General features: G+C 60.1%; 21 protein-coding genes and 1 other RNA gene. 12 read left to right on the plus strand and 10 right to left on the minus strand.

All coding sequences use genetic code 11. From position 1 onward, the window contains the following. The first annotated feature begins 65 nt into the window (after positions 1-65). A complete protein-coding gene (locus tag KX928_RS10095) occupies positions 66-695 on the plus strand; it encodes a TetR/AcrR family transcriptional regulator (protein ID WP_219501598.1) in 630 nt (209 codons plus the stop codon). 6 nt (positions 696-701) lie between these two features. Here the strand turns inward: KX928_RS10095 and bmt are convergent, their stop codons facing one another. After that, positions 702-1,724 (minus strand): betaine--homocysteine S-methyltransferase, encoded by a 1,023-nt coding sequence (gene bmt / locus KX928_RS10100; protein ID WP_219502129.1) that lies wholly within the window; start codon positions 1,722-1,724, stop codon positions 702-704. A 155-nt stretch (positions 1,725-1,879) separates the two neighbouring features. Beyond that, positions 1,880-2,194, minus strand: coding sequence for a DUF1476 domain-containing protein (locus tag KX928_RS10105; RefSeq protein ID WP_219501600.1), 315 nt, complete (start codon positions 2,192-2,194; stop codon positions 1,880-1,882). 156 nt (positions 2,195-2,350) lie between these two features. Between KX928_RS10105 and purC the strand changes: the two genes are divergently transcribed. The 6 genes from purC (at position 2,351) to KX928_RS10135 (ending at position 10,394) form a co-directional block, all read left to right on the plus strand. Further along, positions 2,351-3,112: a phosphoribosylaminoimidazolesuccinocarboxamide synthase gene (gene purC / locus KX928_RS10110; protein WP_219501601.1), complete on the plus strand. Its 762-nt coding sequence runs from the start codon at positions 2,351-2,353 to the stop codon at positions 3,110-3,112. A gap of 45 nt (positions 3,113-3,157) precedes the next feature. Then, positions 3,158-3,388 carry a phosphoribosylformylglycinamidine synthase subunit PurS gene (gene purS / locus KX928_RS10115; protein ID WP_219501602.1) on the plus strand — a complete coding sequence of 77 codons (231 nt, stop codon included), beginning with the start codon at positions 3,158-3,160 and terminating at the stop codon, positions 3,386-3,388. After that, entirely contained in the window at positions 3,388-4,056 is a 669-nt protein-coding gene (gene purQ, locus KX928_RS10120; RefSeq protein ID WP_219501603.1) for a phosphoribosylformylglycinamidine synthase subunit PurQ, read from the plus strand. Before purS ends, purQ begins: the two co-directional genes overlap by 1 nt. 37 nt (positions 4,057-4,093) lie before the next feature. Next, a complete protein-coding gene (locus tag KX928_RS10125; RefSeq protein WP_219501604.1) occupies positions 4,094-5,854 on the plus strand; it encodes a sensor histidine kinase in 1,761 nt (586 codons plus the stop codon). Between the two features lie 3 nt (positions 5,855-5,857). Then, positions 5,858-7,192, plus strand: a complete 1,335-nt coding sequence (locus tag KX928_RS10130; protein ID WP_219501608.1) for a sigma-54-dependent transcriptional regulator — start codon at positions 5,858-5,860, stop codon at positions 7,190-7,192. A 481-nt stretch (positions 7,193-7,673) separates the two neighbouring features. Beyond that, the gene (locus tag KX928_RS10135) at positions 7,674-10,394 is read left to right on the plus strand and encodes an Rne/Rng family ribonuclease (RefSeq protein WP_219501609.1); all 2,721 of its coding nucleotides are present in this window, start codon (positions 7,674-7,676) and stop codon (positions 10,392-10,394) included. A gap of 58 nt (positions 10,395-10,452) precedes the next feature. Here the strand turns inward: KX928_RS10135 and KX928_RS10140 are convergent, their stop codons facing one another. Then, positions 10,453-10,683 (minus strand): sulfurtransferase TusA family protein, encoded by a 231-nt coding sequence (locus KX928_RS10140; RefSeq protein ID WP_219501610.1) that lies wholly within the window; start codon positions 10,681-10,683, stop codon positions 10,453-10,455. 92 nt (positions 10,684-10,775) lie between these two features. Between KX928_RS10140 and KX928_RS10145 the strand changes: the two genes are divergently transcribed. From KX928_RS10145 to KX928_RS10160, 4 genes are all read left to right on the plus strand, one after another. Beyond that, positions 10,776-11,528 carry a cytochrome c biogenesis CcdA family protein gene (locus KX928_RS10145; RefSeq protein ID WP_219501611.1) on the plus strand — a complete coding sequence of 251 codons (753 nt, stop codon included), beginning with the start codon at positions 10,776-10,778 and terminating at the stop codon, positions 11,526-11,528. 57 nt (positions 11,529-11,585) lie between these two features. Next, the gene (locus KX928_RS10150) at positions 11,586-12,848 is read left to right on the plus strand and encodes an ABC transporter ATP-binding protein (protein ID WP_219501612.1); all 1,263 of its coding nucleotides are present in this window, start codon (positions 11,586-11,588) and stop codon (positions 12,846-12,848) included. After that, complete coding sequence (locus tag KX928_RS10155) at positions 12,845-14,197, plus strand: cytochrome P450 (protein ID WP_219501613.1); 1,353 nt, start codon at positions 12,845-12,847, stop codon at positions 14,195-14,197. Before KX928_RS10150 ends, KX928_RS10155 begins: the two co-directional genes overlap by 4 nt. A 66-nt stretch (positions 14,198-14,263) precedes the next feature. Further along, positions 14,264-15,157: a fructose bisphosphate aldolase gene (locus KX928_RS10160; RefSeq protein ID WP_219501614.1), complete on the plus strand. Its 894-nt coding sequence runs from the start codon at positions 14,264-14,266 to the stop codon at positions 15,155-15,157. Here the strand turns inward: KX928_RS10160 and KX928_RS10165 are convergent. Genes KX928_RS10165 through fumC form a run of 3 tightly spaced genes read right to left on the minus strand, consistent with a single transcriptional unit; the run spans position 15,136 to position 16,955 of the window. Then, the gene (locus tag KX928_RS10165) at positions 15,136-15,381 is read right to left on the minus strand and encodes a ribbon-helix-helix domain-containing protein (protein WP_219501616.1); all 246 of its coding nucleotides are present in this window, start codon (positions 15,379-15,381) and stop codon (positions 15,136-15,138) included. The genes KX928_RS10160 and KX928_RS10165 overlap by 22 nt on opposite strands. Further along, the gene (locus KX928_RS10170; protein ID WP_219501618.1) at positions 15,378-15,554 is read right to left on the minus strand and encodes a DUF4169 family protein; all 177 of its coding nucleotides are present in this window, start codon (positions 15,552-15,554) and stop codon (positions 15,378-15,380) included. The genes KX928_RS10165 and KX928_RS10170 overlap by 4 nt, the downstream gene beginning before the upstream one ends. Before the next feature lie 9 nt (positions 15,555-15,563). After that, entirely contained in the window at positions 15,564-16,955 is a 1,392-nt protein-coding gene (fumC, locus tag KX928_RS10175; protein WP_219501620.1) for a class II fumarate hydratase, read from the minus strand. A gap of 219 nt (positions 16,956-17,174) precedes the next feature. On the opposite strand from fumC, the gene KX928_RS10180 reads away from it, so the two are divergent. Then, positions 17,175-17,729, plus strand: coding sequence for a hypothetical protein (locus tag KX928_RS10180; protein ID WP_219501622.1), 555 nt, complete (start codon positions 17,175-17,177; stop codon positions 17,727-17,729). A gap of 3 nt (positions 17,730-17,732) precedes the next feature. On the opposite strand, the gene KX928_RS10185 is transcribed toward KX928_RS10180, so the two are convergent. The 4 genes from KX928_RS10185 to ssrA form a co-directional block, all read right to left on the minus strand. Continuing rightward, the gene (locus tag KX928_RS10185) at positions 17,733-18,248 is read right to left on the minus strand and encodes an SspB family protein (protein ID WP_219501624.1); all 516 of its coding nucleotides are present in this window, start codon (positions 18,246-18,248) and stop codon (positions 17,733-17,735) included. 91 nt (positions 18,249-18,339) lie between these two features. Further along, positions 18,340-19,587: a chromate efflux transporter gene (chrA, locus tag KX928_RS10190; RefSeq protein WP_219501626.1), complete on the minus strand. Its 1,248-nt coding sequence runs from the start codon at positions 19,585-19,587 to the stop codon at positions 18,340-18,342. Next, positions 19,584-20,390, minus strand: a complete 807-nt coding sequence (locus tag KX928_RS10195) for a chromate resistance protein ChrB domain-containing protein (RefSeq protein ID WP_219501628.1) — start codon at positions 20,388-20,390, stop codon at positions 19,584-19,586. The genes chrA and KX928_RS10195 overlap by 4 nt, the downstream gene beginning before the upstream one ends. Before the next feature lie 143 nt (positions 20,391-20,533). Further along, positions 20,534-20,881: a transfer-messenger RNA gene (gene ssrA, locus KX928_RS10200) on the minus strand. Positions 20,882-21,001 lie beyond the last annotated feature (120 nt).

Raw genomic sequence — 21,001 nt, forward strand, 5'->3', positions numbered from 1 at the left:
GCGAAGTAAGTGTTACTTACATATGTTATAACCTCTAACTTTATCAAGCGCGAAGGAGCGTTTTTTTGGCAGATACTGACGACACCGTTCAGGAGCGTCGTGCTTCTTACCACCACGGAGACCTGCGAGGGCAGCTGTTGACGGTTGTGCGTGAACTGGTGGAAGCCCATGGTCCGGAAGGATTTTCCGTGGCCGAGGCGGCGCGCCGGGCGGGGGTCAGCACAGCCGCACCCTACAAGCATTTCAAGGACAGGACCGACCTTCTGAACGCGCTGGTGTCAGATGCGATGGACCGTCTGAGCCTGCGAATGTCGCAGGAACGGGACAGGCATCCGCCGGGCTCTCTGGAGGCTGTTGCGGGAATCGGCAAGGCATATATCGAGTTCGCCAAGGACGAGCCGGGGATCTTCCGGCTGATGTTCGGCCTCACCGAAGGGCATGAGGAGGACAGTTGTCTTCAGGAGAAAGGCGAAGCCTGTTTCCAGATCGTCGTCGGGGCCTGTGCCGCCTACCTTGGGCCTGAGGCGGGTGAGTTGGCCGCGGCGCGATGCGCGTACATGCTGTGGACCTCCGTGCACGGGCACGCGTTCCTGAGCATTGACAGAAAGAACAGCACCGAACTCAAGGCGCTGGAAGACTGGGATTTCCTCATAGCCGTTGGCAGCGGGATCCTGGGAAACCCGTCCCGGGGATGACCGGCGTCAGCTGGCCGCGCGCCGCCGCCGCGATGTTCGGCGTGCCGGTGCCGCATCCTCGCCGGTGCCATCGCTCTGTGACGAAAAGGCGCCAAGGCGATCCACGATTTCTTCGAGCGCGGGCGGATGCGTCATCGTCCGGGTGTCAAGAGCTTCGCGCATGTGGCGCAGATGCTCCGGCATCGTGCCGCAACAGCCGCCGATCACCCGCGCACCGCAGGCGCGGGCCATCACTGCATAATCGGCCATCAACGCCGGCGTGCCGTCATAGTGAATGTGACCGTCGACATATTTCGGAATACCGGCATTGCCCTTGGCGATCAGCGGTCTTTCCGGTCCCTGTGCTGAAAACCCGAGGATCGTGCGCAAAAGATCCGATGCCCCGGTGCCGCAATTGGCCCCGAACGCGAGCGGAGCGTACTCATCCAGATCATCGACCATCTTGACCATGTCCGAACTTGTCAGGCCCATCATCGTGCGCCCCGCCGTGTCGAAACTCATGGTCCCGGCCCATTCCAACCCTGCGAGCGCGAAACCTTCTGCCGCGGCGCGATATTCCTCCGGCGCGCTGATGGTTTCCAGCCAGCCGATATCTGCGCCACCCGCTTTCAATCCGTCTGCGGCTTCGTGAAACATTTCAACCGCCAAAGCGTGGCTGAGCGTGCCGACAGGTTCCATGATCTCGCCCGTTGGCCCGACGGATCCCGCGACGATCACGGGGCGGTCGGCCGTATCGGCTACCTCGCGTCCGATCTCTGCCGAAACACGCGCCAGTTCATGCACACGTTTCTCGGCACCGTGAAGTTTCATGCGCGATGCATTGGCGCCGAATGAATTGGTCAGAAAGAGATCGCTGCCAGCGTCAACCGCACCCTTATAGAGCGCCGTGATTTTCTGCGGCTGATCGGTGTTCCACAACTCGGGCGCGTCACCGGACATCAACCCCATGTTGAACAGATTTGTGCCCGTCGCCCCGTCCGCAAGCAGCGTGCCCTTGTCGTTCAGCAATGTCAGGAAAGGGTTGGTCATCATGGGCCTCGCACAGAACAGAGGCCTGATCTGTCACGGATGCCACAGCATGGCAAACTCATAATACTCATCATCGTTATGAGCTTGCCTGCCAGCGATGTCGGGCGTCCCGGCACAGAGAAGGAGCTGTGCCGGAAAAATCATCGATTGAAGGATCAGAGTTCGTGCATCAGCTGCGCCTTGGCCTCCGCCATCAGTTCAACCATCTTGGTGCGAATGGTTTGCTCGTCCGCCCTGTCGCCAAGGTCGCCCGACACTTTGCGGTAAACATCTTCGTCACCCGGCTCTTCAAAATCGGACTTCACGACTTCCTTCGCATAAGCTGCGGCGTCGTCTCCTGATTTTCCCAAAAGCTCGGCCGCCCAGAGACCCAGCAGCTTGTTGCGGCGGGCTTCGGCCTTGAACTGCATTTCTGCGTCATGGGCGTATTTGTTTTCAAATGCGTTTTCGCGCTCATCGAAGGTGGTCACGGCTCGGTCTCCTGTTGGTCTGTAAGCAGTTACCTCAGATATGCGGGCTAACGGTGCATTGCGCAAGTGGCGCTGGCTTGCAGCAGCACAGACCTTGCACTAAGAGGGGCGCAACATAGGCCGTGATCCTCGCGGCAAAAGTGCGAAAGGACGCCCATGGCCCGGCGCAAGAAAATCTACGAAGGCAAAGCGAAAATTCTCTATGAAGGTCCTGAGCCGGGTACGATCGTCCAATATTTCAAAGATGACGCCACCGCCTTCAACGCCGAGAAAAAAGCGGTGATCGAAGGCAAGGGCGTGCTGAACAATCGACTGAGCGAATTCTTCATGACAGGTTTGGCGCAGATCGGTGTTCCGAACCATTTCATAAAACGCCTGAACATGCGTGAACAACTGGTCCGCAGTGTTGAGATCGTGCCGCTTGAAATCATCGTGCGCAATTATGCCGCCGGAACAATGTCCAAACGCCTGGGCATCGAAGAGGGCACGCAACTGCCAAGGCCGATCGTGGAATACTGCTACAAGGACGACGCGCTGGGTGATCCCCTCGTGACAGAGGAACATATCGCCGCCTTCGGTTGGGCCAGCCAGCAGGACATGGATGACATTCTGAGCCTTGCGCTCAGGGTCAATGATTTCCTGTCCGGCGTGATGATGGCGGTCGGCATCCGGTTGGTGGATTTCAAAATCGAAGTGGGTCGGGTGTTCGACGGGGATTTTCACCGTCTCATCGTCGCTGACGAGATCAGCCCGGACAGTTGCCGGTTGTGGGACATCGACACCGGCCAGAAGCTGGACAAGGATGTGTTCCGCCGCGATCTGGGCGATCTTAAGGATGCTTATACCGAAGTGGCGCGGCGGCTGGGCGTGATGCCCAAGAACGCGCCGCCCGTGACCAAGCCGACTTTGATCAACTGACGTGGGCGATTGATTGACGTGACCAGAAAGGGTGAAGGACAAAGCATGAAAGCGCGTGTGCATGTGATGCTGAAGAACGGTGTATTAGACCCTCAGGGCGAGGCCGTGCGCCATGCGCTCGGGGCTTTGGGGTTCGAAGGGGTCAATGGCGTTCGGCAAGGCAAGGTGATCGAGCTCGATCTTGCCGAGGGTGCAACCGAGGCCGACGTCACCGCGATGTGCGAGAAACTGCTGGCCAACACGGTGATCGAATCCTACTCGGTGGAGATCGCCTGATGCATGCCGCAGTTGTCGTTTTCCCGGGGTCCAACTGCGACCGCGACCTTGCGGTTGCTTTTGAGGCAACCGGCGCGAAAGTAAGCATGGTCTGGCATAAGGACAGCGCGCTGCCTGATGGTGTCGATATCATCGGCATTCCGGGGGGCTTTTCCTTTGGCGACTATCTGCGCTGCGGCGCCATCGCGGCCAATTCGCCGATTTGCAGGTCCGTGGCGCAACATGCGGATCGGGGTGGTTACGTGCTGGGCATCTGCAACGGCTTTCAGGTCCTGACCGAAACAGGGTTACTGCCGGGCGCGCTGTTGCGCAATGCCGGGTTGAAGTACATCTGCCAAACCGTTGGTCTCAAAGTGGAAACATCTGCTTCCGACTATACCAAAGGCTACAATGCCGGGGATATCATCAACATCCCGATCGCACATCACGATGGCAATTACTATGCCGATGACGACACGATTGCGCGTCTTCAGGGCGAGGACCGTATTGCCTTTACGTATACTGATAATCCAAACGGCGCGCGGGCGGACATTGCCGGTATTCTGTCTGAAAACCGCCGTGTTCTGGGGATGATGCCGCATCCGGAACGGGCGGCGGATGTCGGCCACGGCGGTACCGATGGTCAGGCGCTCTTCCGCGCATTGGCGGGGGCGCTCATCACAGCGTGACTTGAGCCTGCGGGGCGCTTTCGCGTAAGTTAAGCGGATGGACAAAAGCGTCAATCCTGACAACCAAGAGCGAACAATCGGCTGGCGCGTTCGCATGGCGCTCGGCATATTATTGCTGCTTGCCATCGCGGTGGTGTCGGTGACGAACAGTTTGCTGACGGACAGGTTTACCGAAAGCACGCGGAACCGGGCGGAACTGCGATTGGCGCTCTACAGTGGTAACCTTTTGTCGGAGTTGCGCCAGAACGCGATTGTGCCGCAGTTGCTGGCGCGCGATGCGGAACTGATCGGCGCGCTGAACTCTGCCGATTACACGGCCTCGACCCGTCGACTGATTTCCTTTGTCGAAGAAATCGGCGCGGCCTCCCTGATGCTGCTCGATATTGACGGGCGGACGGTGGCAGCGACCGATCGGAACAGGTTGGGATCATCGCATCGTGCCGAGCCCTACTTCGTGGATGCCATCCGGTCGAATGCCACCATATTCACCGTCGCTGAGCGTGAAACGGGTGGATATGGTTTTTTCTATTCCCGCCGCGTCCAATCGGGGTCTGACGTTCTGGGTGTGATCGCGGTCGAGGTCGACCTGCAGAAATTCGGGCGCGCCTGGGCGGGTATCTCCGATGCGGTCATCGTGACGGACAGCACCGGCACGATTATCCTGACGACAGAGCCGCGATGGCGCGGACGGACGGAAGAAGAGGCCCTGGTGCGCCACACCCCGCAGAACGCCATTCAGCGCGCCATTCAGGCGACGGCCGACTGGACGGCGCTGCCACCTGATGCCTACCTGCAGGGCGAGGCCGTCATGCGGCTGGAGACGCGCATCCCGTTTCGCGGCTGGCGCATGGCCAGTTTCACCACCTATGCCTCGGTGCGCGAGCGTGTAAACGGCGTTTTGGCGCTTGAAATCATGGGTTTCGCGATTCTGCTCGCGCTCAGCTTTTACGCGCTGAGCCGCCGAACCGCCCTGCGCATGGCTCTGTTTCAGCGGGAATCAGCCGAACTGCGGGCCTTGAACGTGGCCTTGCAGCGGGAAATCGCCGAGCGGAAACGGGTTCAGGAAACCCTCGCCGTGGCGGAACAGACCCTCGAACAATCCAGCAAACTCGCGGCTCTGGGCGAGATGTCGGCGGCGGTCAGCCACGAGTTGAACCAACCGCTTGCGGCGATGAAGACTTATCTCGCCGGGGCGCGCTTGCTGTTGCGGCGTAACCGGCAGGAAGAGGCGCTGTCGTCCTTTGGGCGCATCGACGATCTGATCGAACGCATGGGCGGTATCACGCGACAGCTGAAATCATACGCGCGCAAGGGTCAGGAAGCGTTTTCCCCAGTGGACATGGGCGATGCGCTGGCCTCCGCCCTGTCGATGATGGAGCCGCAGCTGCGCCAGCGGCACGTGCAGATCACCCGGCTGGTGCCCGAAACCCCCGTGCGGGTGATGGGCGACCGGTTGCGCATCGAACAGGTGATGGTGAACCTCTTGCGCAACGCCATCGACGCCACCAAATCTGAAAGACTGCCCAAGGTGGATATCTTGTTGTCCGCCGGGGAAACAGCGACACTGACGGTGCGCGACAACGGGCCGGGGATCGAAGACCTCGATCAGCTGTTCGAACCGTTTTACACGACAAAACAGGCAGGCGATGGCGTTGGGCTGGGTCTTGCCATCTCCTCCGGTATTGTTAACGACTTGGGAGGAAGGCTCACCGCACGGAATGGACAGGCGGGGGGCGCAGTTTTCGAAATGCAGCTGCCGATTTTGGGCAGCGAACACGGCACACAAGCGGCGGAGTAAACCATGACACAAGCCATGAAAATCGCAATCGTGGACGACGAACAGGATATGCGGCAGTCAATCAGCCAGTGGCTGGCATTGTCCGGTTACGACACTGAAACATTTTCCAGCGCAGAAGACGCGTTGAAAACCCTCGGGCCGGATTACCCCGGCATCGTGATCTCGGACATCAAGATGCCCGGCATGGATGGCATGCAGTTTCTGAAGAAACTGATGGGCAATGATTCCGCGCTGCCGGTGATCATGATCACCGGGCACGGTGATGTGCCAATGGCGGTTGAGGCAATGCGTGTCGGCGCGTTTGACTTCCTCGAAAAACCTTTCAACCCCGACCGGATGAATGAACTGGCCAAGAAAGCCACCGGGGCGCGACGTCTGGTGATGGACAACCGCGCCCTGCGGCGGGAACTGTCGGACGGCGGCCAGCTGATGAAGAAACTCATTGGCCAGAGCCCGGTAATGGAGCGCCTGCGCGAAGACATCCTCGATCTGGGGCAGGCCGATGGCCACGTCCTGATCGACGGGGAAACCGGCACCGGTAAGACGTTGGTGGCACACGCTTTACATGCAGTGGGCAGCCGCGCGGGCAAGAAATTCGTGCTGGTCAGTTGCGGCGCCTATGAAGAAGAGGCCCTGAGCAAGCGTCTCTTTGGCCCGATGATGCCGGAAGACGCGCAATTGCCCGCGATCGAAGAGGCGCGCGGCGGCACCTTGGTGCTGGAAGACATCGAAGCGTTGTCAGAGACCATGCAGGCGCGACTTTTGAGCGTGATCAACGAACAGGGCGCCCCGGCAGAGACCCGGATCGTCGCCATTTCGAACCTGCAGGAGGCGGGACGCACCTCGGAGGACGCCCTGCGTGCCGATCTCTTCTACCGTCTGGCCGCCCTGAGGATCACGGTGCCGCCACTGCGTCAGCGTGGCGAGGATATCCTGACGCTCTTCACCCGTCTCAGCGAGCAATTCTCCGATGAATACGGCTGCGATGCGCCGCAGGTCTCAGCGCAGGAAGCCGCACAGTTGTTGCAGGCACCCTGGCCGGGCAACGTGCGCCAGCTGATAAATGTCGCTGAACGCGCGGTGCTGCAGTCGCGCCGGGGCTCGGGCACCATCGCCTCCCTGCTGATGAACGATCACGAAGACATGCAGCCGGTGATGACAACCGAGGGCAAGCCGCTGAAAGAATATGTCGAGGCCTTTGAGCGGATGTTGATCGATAACACCATGCGGCGGCATCGCGGGTCCATCGCCAGCGTGATGGAAGAATTATGCCTGCCGCGCCGCACGTTAAACGAGAAGATGGCGAAGTACGGCTTGCAGCGCTCCGACTACCTCTGATCACCGGGGGCAGACGCAAATGGCTCGGAAAACGACATGATAACCGTGGGATAGATGCGCTTTGCGCGTCTATCTTGAGATTGCCCATTGTGTTTTATCATGCTCTGGCCTTATTTAGAGGAATGGAAGTGTGTCGCACGACGGCACATCGCTTCCTGAGAGATTCGCTGCCTTGGGCACGGTGTGGGACGTATCACATCACCAATGCAGACCGATTAGGCCGGAAACGGCCGAGGAACCGCTGACGTGACCGAAGGCCTAGCGCCCCGGGCCACGCAGTAAAATAAATGGATACGTGGCCGCCAAGAGCGTGCCCGTGTCGGAGAAGAAACGCGATGACGCGCGCCGATGCATTGAGCAGTAATTCCATGGCCCCACCGGGTCAGGTCCTGCACGCGTCCCAGATCGCCCTGACAAGACATATTCCGCACCGCCAGGCGCCCCCGGGCACTGGTCGGCTGCGGCTGTGCAATTTGGACACATGGCTAAGAAAATGCTTATCGATGCCACCCACGCGGAAGAAACCCGCGTCGTGGTGGTGGACGGAAACAAGGTCGAGGAGTTTGACTTTGAATCCGAGAACAAACGCCAGCTTGCTGGCAACATCTATCTCGCAAAAGTAACCCGGGTCGAGCCGTCGCTTCAGGCGGCGTTCGTGGACTATGGCGGCAACCGCCATGGGTTCCTTGCGTTTTCGGAAATCCACCCCGATTACTACCAGATCCCGGTCGCCGATCGTCAGGCGTTGATGGAAGAAGAACGCGCCTATGCAGAGGCGCAAAAGGCCAAGGAAGACGAGGAAGAGAAGCCCAAACGCCGGTCGCGCAGCCGCAGCCGGTCGAAATCCAAGGCGGCCGAGACGACAAGCGATGACGCGATCATCTCGCGCGACGCGGACGCCGATACCGATCAGATCGGCGGCATGGAGACGATCGACCTCGATGATGAGGAAGGCTCGTCTCCGATGGAGCGGGTGGCCGAAACGCCCGTCGAAGAGCCCATTGATCCGCCGGAAGCGGAGAACTTGGACGCGGCGGAGGCAGTGGCAGACGGGGCATCGGCATCCGATGAGGCCGCTGCCGCCAGCGATGACACGGGCGAAGATGGCGACGAGGATGACGACGATGTCCCGGTGCGCAAGGCGGATGCCTCGGCAAAGGATGACAGCATCGAATCCGTGGCCGATGACGACGACCAGGAAGATATCCGTCCCGCGCGCAAACCACGGCCTCGGCGCTATAAGATTCAGGAAGTGATCAAGGTGCGCCAGATCCTGCTGGTTCAGGTTGTCAAGGAAGAACGCGGCAATAAGGGTGCTGCGCTGACCACTTACCTGTCGCTTGCAGGTCGCTATTGTGTGCTGATGCCAAATACCGCGCGCGGCGGCGGGATTTCCCGAAAGATCACCAATGCCGCAGACCGCAAGAAGCTCAAGGAAATCGCCAATGAGATCGAGGTGCCGGAAGGCGCGGGCCTTATCGTGCGCACCGCCGGAGCGAAACGCACCAAGGCGGAGATCAAGCGCGACTACGAATATCTGCAGCGGCTTTGGGAACAGATCCGCGAGCTGACGCTGAAATCCATAGCACCCGCGAAGATCTACGAAGAGGGCGACCTGATCAAACGCTCGATCCGGGACCTCTACAATCGTGACATCGACGAGGTGTTTGTCGAGGGCGAGCGCGGCTACCGCATCGCCAAGGATTTCATGAAGATGATCATGCCCAGCCACGCGAAAAACGTGAAGCTCTATACCGAAAGCTTGCCGCTTTTCGCGCGCTATCAGGTGGAAAGCTATCTGGCGGCCATGTTCAACCCGACGGTGCAGCTGCCTTCTGGCGGTTACATCGTGATCGGCGTGACAGAAGCGCTGGTGGCCATCGACGTGAACTCCGGCCGGGCCACCAAGGAAGGCTCCATCGAGCAGACGGCGACCAAGACCAATCTGGAGGCCGCCGACGAGGTGGCGCGCCAGCTGCGTCTGCGCGACCTTGCGGGGCTGATCGTCATCGACTTCATCGACATGGACGAGCGCAAGAACAACGCTGCCGTCGAAAAGCGCATGAAGGAGAAGCTGAAAACCGACCGCGCCCGCATTCAGGTGGGGCGCATCTCGGGCTTTGGCCTGATGGAAATGTCACGCCAGCGTCTGCGCCCCGGCATGATCGAGGCGACAACCCAGCCGTGTCAGGCCTGCCATGGCACCGGGTTGATCCGGTCAGATGACAACCTCGCGCTGTCCATCCTGCGGCAGATCGAGGAAGAGGGCACCCGCAAGCGTTCCCGCGAGGTTCTTGTGCGCGCGCCCGTTGGCATCGCGAACTTCCTGATGAACCAGAAGCGCGAGCACATCGCGCAGATCGAAGGGCGCTATGGTCTGTCGGTTCGGATCGAAGGGGATCCGACACTGGTCAGCCCGGACTTCAGCCTTGAAAAATTCAAAACGGCGACCCGTGTTGTAACGGCTGTAGCCTCCCATGTCGTGTCGGTTGACACCTCGCTCATGGATCAGGTCGATGCAGACGAAACCGATGTGGTCGACAGCGAAGAAGCGCCGGCGGCCCAGGGGGCGGAACCGTCCCCCGGTGCGACTGCGCCCGAAGACGGGGAAGGCAAGCCAAAACGCCGCCGCCGTCGCCGTCGTCGCAGTCGTAGCAAGTCGCAAGCCGCTGACGGGCCGCAAAACGCCGAGGGCAATGCATCTGCCGAGGGGCAGACGGAGGAGCCTCCGGCGGAACAGGAGCCCGCGCGCGCGCAAGCGGCCGATGCGGCACCCGAGGCGACCGTGGAGGCGGCGGAAGCGCCGGACGCTCCGGCGGAGACTGCGGAGGAGAAGCCCACGAAACCCAAGACAAGGAGCCGTTCGCGACCGTCAAAATCGAAGGAAAGCCCTGCCAAAAAGGCGGAGGTTGAAGAGACACCTGCCGCCGCAGACCCGGCAGTGGAAGTGGAGGCGCAAGAAGAACAGGCGCCGAAACCCAAACGGAAACGTGCGAGCCGCGCCAAGACCCCCAAGGTGGATCCGGTTGTGGAAGATGCGCCCGCAGAAGAGCCACCCGCCGTGGCGACGCAACAGCCGGAGGCGGCGCCAGCTGCCCCGGCCGAACCCGCACCGGAACCTGTTGCCGCGTCACCGGAACCGGCACCCGAGCCCGCATCGGCCAAGCCGAAGCGCAAGGGCTGGTGGTCGCTGGGCGGCTAAAGCTGTTGGAAAGCTTGACAGAAAGGCGCGCTGCAGAGCGCGCCTTTTTTCATCTGCCTTATGCTTTTCGGATCACATAGGTTTGCACCGGGCCGTCATCGTTCAAGGAAACGAGGACATGGCCGGCTTCGGCGCAGAAATGCGGGACATCGATGACCGCAGCGGGATCGTCCGCCGTGACAGTCAATGTCTCACCACTCGCCAGTGCCTGCAGGCGTTTTCGCGCTTTCAGAACGGGCAGGGGGCACAGCAGCCCGGTGGCATCCAAATGAGATTTATCCTCTGTCATGATGCCCAGATAAGGGCGATGTTTCAGTCTGTCCACAAGGTTGTGACTGCACACCGCGTGACCTCTTGCCGCTTATCCGCTAGGGGAGAGGTATGTTTGGATTTGAAATCATCGACGCGGGGCTTCTTCCCGCCATGATCATAGCGCTTGTGGCGGGAATCATCAGCTTTCTCAGCCCCTGTGTGCTGCCGATCGTGCCCCCCTACCTGGCCTATATGAGCGGTGTCTCCCTGGGCGAGATGACAGGCGAGGCCGCGGCACGTCGCCGGGCGGTGATTGCTGCGCTTTTCTTCGTTCTGGGGCTGAGTACGGTATTTCTGATCCTAGGCTTTACCGCGTCGGCCTTCGGGGCGTTTTTCTTGCAGAATCAGGTCCTGTTTTCGCAAGCCGCCGGTCTGGTGGTTATCGTCTTCGGGCTTCACTTCCTCGGCCTTATCCGTATTCCCTTTCTGGATCAGGAGGCCCGTCTGGATGCAGGCGACAAGGGTGGTTCAAGCTTTGGCGCCTACGTGCTGGGTCTTGCCTTCGCCTTTGGCTGGACACCCTGCATCGGCCCGCAACTGGGCGCGATCCTGTCGCTGGCCGCCTCCGAAGCCTCCGTCAGCCGGGGAACCCTGCTTCTGGGGATCTATGCGGCAGGCCTGGGCATCCCGTTTCTGGTGGCAGCCATGTTCATCACCCGCGCGGTGGGCGTGATGAACCGGCTCAAACGTCACATGAAGATGATTGAACGGGTGATGGGCGGTCTGCTGGTGGCGGTTGGTCTGGCACTGGTGACAGGGGCCTTCACGACATTCTCGTGGTGGCTGCTGGAACGTTTCCCGGCCTTGGCAACGCTGGGCTGATCGCCTTAGACTAAGACCAACCCCTGCGATGCTGCCGGGCTCGAAAAAGGTCTGGTCATGGGCAGCCCATCCGACACCGCGGTGAAACGTCGAAAAGTCTTCTACATTCCGGGGTATGATCCCTTCCCGCCGCGGCGCTACAGGGAGCTTTATCGCAAGCAGGGTGCCGCGCAGGCAGCGATTTCCGGATACGCCCTGTCGATGAACGGCGGTCTGGAGGGCGACGCTTTCGGCTGGCGGGTGGAAACCATGATCGACGGGCACAGGACCGATGCCGAGATCGAAGTGCTTGTCTGGTCGGACATCGTCCAGGACAGCCGCGTTCGCTCCATCAGCCTGACGTATGGGTACCTGCTGCGCACCGCCTGGATCTACATGTCGACCGGGGCGCTCTGGCGGCTGATGAAACTGCGCAAGGGGCCGGTGATCGCCGCGCTATATCCTGTGGCCATGTTGCTGGGGCAACTGGTGGTGGCCCTGCTGGCTGGCTGGGGTGTCTGGCAGGTCGTGGTCAGGGTGCCCCCGGCGCTGTTTCACGGGGCGGAGACGACCGCCGCCATCGATACCCTGACCACCTGGGGTGCCATTGTGATCGGGGCGGTGCTGAGCCTCCGGGTTCTGCACTGGTTTCGCGATCATGATGGCCGGTTCTTTGCCTACTATCTGATGCATGATTTTGCCCATAGTGCAGCCCTCTACGGCGCGTATCCGGGCGACATTGCCTCCCGGCTGGATGATTTCGGTGACACCATTGCCAAGGCGCTGACCACCGAGGTCGATGAAGTCCTTGTCGTTGGTCATTCGTCGGGGGCGCATATGGCGGTATCCATCCTGTCAGATCTCATCCGCGCGGGACAGGCCACAGATAAAACGCCGGCGCTTAGCCTCTTGTCACTGGGGCAGGTGGTGCCGATGGTCTCCTTCCTGCCGTCCGCGTACAAACTGCGTGCCGACCTGCGCTACCTGTCGGCGTCTGATGAGCTGACATGGGTTGATGTCACCGCGCCGGGCGACGGGTGCTCTTTTGCGCTGTGTGACCCGGTCGCCGTGTCCGGGCAGACAACCCCGCAGAAACGCTGGCCGCTGGTGTTTTCCGCCGCTTTTACGCAAAGCCTGTCGCCGGAACGCTGGCGCGCGCTGCGGTGGCGCTTCTTTCGTCTGCATTTCCAATACCTGTGTGCGTTCGATCAACCGAAAGACTACGATTACTTCCAGATCACGGCAGGACCGCAAACCCTGGCCGCGCGCTACGACGGGCGGCCCGCGTCACGGTCGCGCATTGATCACACCGTCAGCAAATACACGTCGCTTCGCCCATGACACGCCCACCGAAACCCGAAAGCCGCAGCAGGAAGGTGCCGCTTTGGCGTTATGCACGGCTGTTTCGGCGCGACATCATTTCCGCCCAGCCGGAACATCTTTACGGGGCGTGGATGGCCGAGTTTCGCACTCCGTTCTTTCACAGCTTCATGGCGAACGATCCGACCTTGATCAAGCTGCTGCTGAAGGACCGCCCCGATGATTTTCCCAAGTCCGACCGGGTGGGCGAGGGGCTGCGTCCGCTGCTGGGCAATTCGGTGTTTCTGACCAATGGCGAGACATGGAAACGACAACGGCGCATCATCGATCCCGCGTTCGAAGGCGGCCGTCTGCGCGAAACCTTCCCGGCCATGTGGGACGCCGCCCAGGCGATGGCCGAGCGCATCGCGGCTCTGGAAGGTCAGGAGATCGACGTGGAGCCGGAGGCCAGCCACGCGGCCGCGGACGTGATCTTTCGCACCCTGTTCTCCATTCCGATCGAACATCGCATCGCCCGGGAGGTGTATGACGCATTTCAGACGTATCAGCGCAGCCAGCCCATTCTCAACCTCGCGGCCTTCCTGCCGCTGCCGCGCTGGATGCCGCGCGGGTTTCGCCGGTCGACGAAACGAAGTGCCGCCCGTATTCGCGGTCTGATCCTGCACCTAACCCGGGAAAGACAGGCGCAAATCGATGCCGGAAACGCGCCGCAGGATCTGGCGACGAAGATCATGACCACGCCCGACCCGATCACCGGGGATATCTTTGGTGTTGATGAAATGGTGGATCAGGTCGCCATCTTCTTTCTTGCCGGACATGAAACCAGCGCGTCATCGCTGGCCTGGGCGCTCTATCTTCTCGCGCTCTATCCTGATTGGCAGGATCGGGTCGCGGCCGAGGCGCAGACGGTCGATAAATGCGATTTCGGCGTTTTGTCCAATTTACGGGTGACGCGGGATGTCTTTCGCGAAACACTGCGGCTTTATCCGCCGGTGCCGATGATGGTGCGTGAGACGGTGAAACCTGAAACGCTGCGCAAACGCACCGCCCGACGTGGCGCGCAGCTGGTGCTCAGCCAGTGGCATCTGCATCGTCATAATCGTCTCTGGCACAGGCCGGATGACTTTGATCCGGCGCGATGGCAGACAGAGAGCGGACAGGCCAGTGCCAAGGCCGCCTATGTACCGTTCAGTGCGGGCCCGCGGGTCTGTCCGGGGGCTGGATTTGCGATGATCGAGGGGGTCCTGATGCTGGCGCATATCCTGCGGGATTTCCGCGTCGTGCTCACGGATTATCCGCCCCCGGTTCCGGTGGCACATCTGACGGTCAGATCCCGGGACGGCATCTGGCTGCGCATTGTCCGGCGCTAACATGTACCATCCAGCGCCGGACTGTTCTATTGAAGGCCAAGGGGCGGAATCAGAAGGAAAATAACGATGTCAGACCAAGGTGCGATGAGCGAACAGATGAAATCAGGCGCGGGATTTATTGCCGCGCTGGATCAGTCGGGCGGCTCAACCCCGAAAGCGTTGAGCCTTTACGGTGTCGAGCCATCTGATTATTCCGGAGACGAGGAGATGTTCCGCGCCATGCATGATATGCGCGCGCGCATCATTCTCGCCGATGACTTCACAAGGGACAAAGTGATCGGTGCGATCCTGTTTGAACGCACCATGCATGACACGATCAATGGCACCCCGGTGGCGGAGCTGTTATGGCGGACGCGGGGCGTTGTTCCCTTTCTGAAAATCGACAAGGGGCTGGAAGAGCAGGCCGATGGCGTTCAACTGATGAAACCGATGCCGGGGCTGAAAGACGTTCTGGCGACGGCGAAATCAAAGGGCATTTTCGGCACCAAGGAAAGATCGGTGATTCACGAGGCAAATGCCAAGGGCATCGCTGAGATTGTAGCACAACAGTTCGAGGTGGGCCGCAGGGTTGCGGACGCGGGCCTCGTGCCGATCCTCGAACCGGAGGTCAACATCCATTCCGACACCAAGGCAGAGGCCGAAGCGATGCTGGAAGCCGAGATCGCGGGGCATCTGGATAGGCTGGAGGAAGGCGTCGATATCATGTTGAAACTGACGCTGCCGGACCAGCCCGGGCTTTACGACCGTCTTGCGGCGCATCCGCGCGTGTTGCGCGTCGTTGCGCTGTCGGGCGGGTATTCAACGGACGAGGCCTCTGCCAAGCTTGCGGAACACAAGCATATGATCGCCAGTTTCAGCCGCGCCTTGACAGAAGGGTTGAACGTGAAGATGACGGATGCCGAATTTGGCGCAGCCCTCGGCAGCAACATCGACAAAATCTATCGCGCGTCCGTGTCCTGACCCGCGAGGCGAGCTTGCAGATCACGCAGAACGTAGAGCCGAATGGCCGAAGCCAGGCCCATCCGATCGCCACGATCCACATCAATTTCGGCGATCAATGTGTTGATTGGTTTGGATTTTTCTGATGCCAGGCCGCGCAGTGCGCGCCAGAATTCATCTTCAAGAGATATCGATGTTCGGTGACCCTTCAGGGTCACCGAGTGTTTGACCGGACGCCCGCTCATGTCGCGCGCTTATGCGCATCCAGATTACGTGTGATCTTGTCGGCCTTGGCCTTGAGCAGCGCCTTCTGCGCTTTCGTCTGACCGAAGCTCACCGCGTTTTCATCAGCGCGCGCCTTGCGCGACGCCCGGTTGCGCTCCTTGCGCGCCTTGTTGAGATTGATGGGTGTGCTCACTGAAACTCCTTACTTGGGGCCGATCATGTTTTCCGGGCGCACCACGCGCTCGAACGTCTCGGCGTCAACGAACCCGAGGGCAATCGCTTCCTCCTTGAGGGTTGTGCCGTTTTTATGCGCAGTCTTGGCAACCTTGGTGGCGTTGTCATAGCCGATTTCCGGTGCCAGTGCGGTGACCAGCATGAGAGATTCGCGCATCAGCCGTTCAATGCGGTCCGCGTCCGCCTTCAGGCCGACCACCAGATTATCCGTAAATGCCGACGCCGCGTCTCCTAAAAGCTGCATGGATTGCAATACGTTATAGGCCATCATGGGCTTGTAGACATTAAGTTCGAAATGCCCTTGGGAGCCTGCAAACCCGACAGCGGCGTCATTGCCAAAAACATGCGCACAGACCTGCGTCAGCGCCTCGCATTGCGTCGGGTTCACCTTGCCCGGCATGATCGAGGAGCCGGGCTCGTTCTCGGGCAACACCAGTTCTCCCAGACCGCAGCGCGGGCCTGATCCCAGCAGGCGAATGTCATTGGCAATCTTGAACAGCGACGCAGCGACCGTTTTCAACGCGCCGGAGATTTCCACTATCGCGTCATGTGCCGCAAGCGCTTCGAACTTGTTGGGGGCCGTGACAAACGGCAGGCCGGTGATTTCAGCCATGTTTGCCGCGACGGTTGTGTCCCAACCCTTGGTCGTATTCAGGCCGGTGCCCACCGCGGTGCCGCCCTGTGCCAGTTCATAGATGCGGCCCAGGGCATCCTTGATGCGCTGAATGCCCATGGCAACCTGATGGGTATAGCCGGAAAATTCCTGAGACAGGGTGAGCGGGGTCGCATCCTGCGTGTGGGTCCGGCCGATCTTGATGATGCCGTCGAATTCTTCCACCTTGGCCTGCAAGGCGCTGTGCAGCTTCTCCAGCCCCGGCAGCAACACGTTATGGGCCATCATTGCCGTTGAAATATGCATCGCCGTGGGGAAGGTGTCGTTCGATGACTGGCCCATGTTGCAATGGTCGTTCGGGTGCACCGGTGTCTTGGAGCCGATTTCCCCCCCCAGAAGTTCGATGGCACGGTTGGCGATGACCTCGTTGGCATTCATGTTCGATTGCGTGCCTGAGCCTGTCTGCCACACGACGAGGGGGAAATTGTCATCGAACTTACCATCGATCACTTCTCCCGCTGCCTGCACGATGGCATTGCCGCGATCCGTGTCGAGCTTTCCAAGGGCGATATTCGCCTGTGCACAGGCTTTCTTGATCACGCCGAGCGCGCGCACCAGGGCGACGGGCTGTTTTTCCCAGCCGATGGGGAAATTCATGATCGACCGCTGCGTCTGGGCGCCCCAGTATTTGTCCGCGGGCACTTCCAAAGGGCCAAAGCTATCGGTTTCGGTGCGGGTCGCTGACATGATGTACTCCGTTTATTGAGATACCTGCGGTGTACCGTTGCAGCGAAGTCGGTGCAACTGAGCATTGCCCGAATGCGGGTCTTTGCATCGACGGGCGGAATTCTCGTGTCGACGATCTGTCATCGTACGTTGAATAGAAGTGGTGTAGTGTTATCTAAGAAAGGGTGAGGGATGGGCCGAGATCATCCACTTGCTGACGTCGACAAAAGGGCCGCCGACATGAAAACACTGCCACAATCGCATTGGTTCAGGGTAATGCGTGGCGTCCTGATCGCCGCTTTGATGCTGTCAGCCGCGGCGGCGCAGGCGGATATTTCGCGGTTCGTGGGCACCTATTACGGATCGGCGGACGTGACGTCTGCGGATGGGACGAAACAACCCCGTGACATGGACGTGGAAATCTCCGAGACAAAAGAAGGGTTCAGGGTCAGCTGGACCTCCACCACCTACCGGCCGGACGGAACCGCGAAGGAAAAATCCTATTCGATCGAATTCGTTCCCTCAGACCGTGGCGAGGTCTATGCCTCTGCCATGAAGCGGAACGTTTTTGGTCATGACGTACAACTGGACCCGATGAAGGGCGAACCCTATGTCTGGAGCCGCATCAACGGCGATACCCTCAGTGTCTATTCGCTTTTTGTGGCCGAAGACGGCGGTTATGAAATCCAGCAATTCAACAGGACCCTGGCGGAAGGCGGCCTGAAACTGGATTATCAGAGCGTGCGGAATGGCGTGATCCAACGCACCGTGTCGACGTTCCTTACGAAAAACTGACGGCTATTTCCGAAAACTGTCGAGAGAGACAATCTCGGCGTCCTGCGCGTGATCCTCGTCGACGCTCTGCACATCTTCCTGCTTTGATGCGGCTGCCGGTGTGGCGGCCGGCACCTTTGATGTGGGCAGCGGCGCAAGCTCTGTCGCGGCGTTGTCATCTTCGTCTTCCTGTGTCTCAAAGCGCAGACCAAACTCCACCGACGGATCAACGAACGTCTTGATGGCATCATAGGGAATGAACAGTGGTTCCGGCGCATCGCCGAAATTCAGCGTGATCGAGAACCCGTCATCGCCCACGTCCAGATTGTCGTACCAATGCTGCATCACCACGGTCATCTCGCCGGGATACCGGTCGGACAGCCAATCGGCCAGTTCGGCATCGGGGTGGCTGGTATCAAAGGTGATGAAGAAGTGATGCGCCCCGGGCAGCCCGTTTTCAGCAACGTCCTGCAGCACCTTTTGAATCAGGCCACGCATGGCCTCATGCATCAGGTTGCCATAATCAATGGTGCGGCTCATCGTGATCCTCAGAGCTATGGGGGTTCATTGATCAAAGCATAACCGATTCCCTCGCAGAAGAAAGAGGTCGCATGCGGAAAGGGGCGCTCATTCAGAAGGCGGCCAGTGCCAACCCGGCAGCCGCCATGATCGCGAGGGTTTCAACCATCCCGCGTTTCAGCCACAGCAAGAGGCAGGCCGCCGCCAGCGTGAGCGCCAGCGCGGATGCATCAAGCGAAGTAAGCTCCGGCACGGGGGCCGCGAGCACCGCATGTTCGCCGATTTGATCAAAGAGAACATGGATGGCAAACCAGATCGCAAGATTGAGTATGACCCCGACCACGGCGGCCGTAATGGCATTCATCGCGGCCGACAGGCGCGGGCGGGCCGCGATTTTATCAAGGTAAGGACCGGCCAGAAATATCCATAGGAAACAGGGTGTAAACGTGACCCAGAGCGCAACCGCACCCGCCGCGACGGCCATCCCGATCCCCCCCTTGGCAAAGCCTGCCAGAAGCGCCACGAATTCCGTGACAAGGATCAGCGGCCCAGGTGTCGTTTCCGCGAGCCCCAGCGCGTCGATCATTTCGTCTGTCGTGATCCACCCGAAATCCTGCACGACGGTCTGGGTCATGTAGGCGAGAACCGCATATGCGCCCCCGAAGGTGACAACCGCGAGCTTGGAGAAAAACAAGGCGATCTGCGTAAGGAATACCTGGTCTGTTGCCCACAGGGCGAAAACCGGCGCGCTCCACAACCCGGTCCAGATGACCAGCGTACGCAGCGTGTCAGGCGCGCGCGCCTGTAAAACCGCAGCCCCCGGGCTTGGCGCGTTCCGAAAGAAAAGGCCAAAGAGCGCGGCGGCGATGATGATCAGAGGAAACGGCAATCCGACAAAGAACAGCGCGATAAAGGCAAGCCCCGCCAGAACCAGCGCGCTGGACTGTGTCAGGGCTTTGCGTGACACTTTCAGAAGCGCTTGCAGAACGATGACGATGACGGTGGCCTTGATGCCTTCGAAAGCGGCCTGAACCAGGGGCACCTGTCCGTAAAGCGCATAGCCCAGGGCAAGACACAGGATCACCAGCGCGCCGGGTATGACAAAGAGCAGCCCGGCGATCAGGCCCCCCTGCACGCCCCGCAGACGCCAGCCGGCATAGGTGGCCAGTTGCATCGCTTCGGGGCCGGGCAAGAGCATGCACAGCGACAGCGCGCGCAGGTAGCCCTCTTCCGTCAGCCAGTCGCGGGTCTCCACCAGTTCGCGGTGCATCAGCGCGATCTGGGCGGCAGGGCCGCCAAAAGACAATATGCCGATCCGCCCGAAGACCTTGATCAACTCTCGCGTTGTCGGGGCGGTCATCCTTCGTCTTCCTGCCAGTCGTGCGTTTCGTTCTGACCGTCTCGTGCCCAGCGATAGAGCGCGTCGTATAGAACCATGCCTGCGTCAAGCTGTGCCAGATCATCGCGACAGCCCCGTGACAGCCCGACCGACAGCGCCAGAAGTCCGGCGCATTCCGGTGCAAGGTCGTGACGATTGGTGTCCGCGCCGCGGATGATCTCGGCCATTTTCTGCAAAGCCGGGGTGTCCAGCCCGAAGCCTGCGAGCATCATGTCGAAGGTGCAGCGCGGCCCGTCATGTGTCCAGCGGGCACCGGGTACATCAAAGGACATCGCCTCGAATTTTTCCGACACCGCCGCCACTTCGGCAGGGGGCACAAAGAGGAACTGCGCCTTGGGATCAAGAAATCGGCGGATCAGCCACGGGCAGGCGATCCGGTCGATCTTGGGCCGCCATTTGGTCACCCAGCGCGAGGGTTGGCCGGACCCGGGCAGATGCCCGGCAGGGATACGGGGCAGACCTGCGGCCCGCCACGCGTGATTGCCACCTTCAAGGACTTCGGCTGCAATACCATGCGCGCGCAGAACGGCGGCGCTGCCATGACTGAGCTTGAGGCCCTTTTGACATATCACGACAACCGGGCGGCCGATCACATCGGGCACCAGATTGTCAATTGCAGCGTGAGGACAGCGGATTGCCGTCGGCACCAGAAATGGATCCGCGTTGAAATCCTCGTCGATGCACACGTCGATGGCCGCCGGAGCATCCGGCGTGCCGATCAGGCGCATAAGCGATTTGGGGGAAATAGAGGCGAATTGTGCCATAGCCGAGCATCCTTGTGTCATATCAACAGGATGCGATACTTGGGCCTGAGCCTCACGGGGCGATCGCAGCATCCCCATGTCCGTCAGATCACACCAATTCGCGGGTGAGGTCAATGCACGTCGTCACCGCCATAGGCCGGGAAAGTGCAGGCTTCTGTTGCCAGGTGCCTGCGAACCCCGCCTTACGTCGCTAAACGCAAGGAGTTAGGTTTCAGTATCTCAGGTCGCTTACGCGGCCATTGCTACTGGAGCACGATTGTCATTTGCAATTGTACATGTTTCGCCGATAACGGTGGCAGACAGCCGAGACAAAGCAAACCCCTTTAGACGTTCGTCGATCCTGTTTCGGCCCCATGATCCCCAAATGAAGGATGTTGGTGGAGCCGCCGGGTACCGCCCCCGGGTCCGATCCGCTTATTACGAGCGCGTTTATGTCCATAGTCCCGAAGGACATCTCAGACATAGGTGAGTGGTGCGGAAATCTCAAGAGGCAAGCCATGAAGCGATGATCCAGCTCAAATAGCGCTCGATCCATAAAATATGTTTTAGAGTCAATTACTAATGGTCTTTATTTAATCCATCTGTCACCTGGTTCGGCGCGGCAGATTTAT

Origin of the sequence: Roseobacter insulae (assembly GCF_019375555.1) — a bacterium.
Classification (GTDB): domain Bacteria; phylum Pseudomonadota; class Alphaproteobacteria; order Rhodobacterales; family Rhodobacteraceae; genus Roseobacter; species Roseobacter insulae.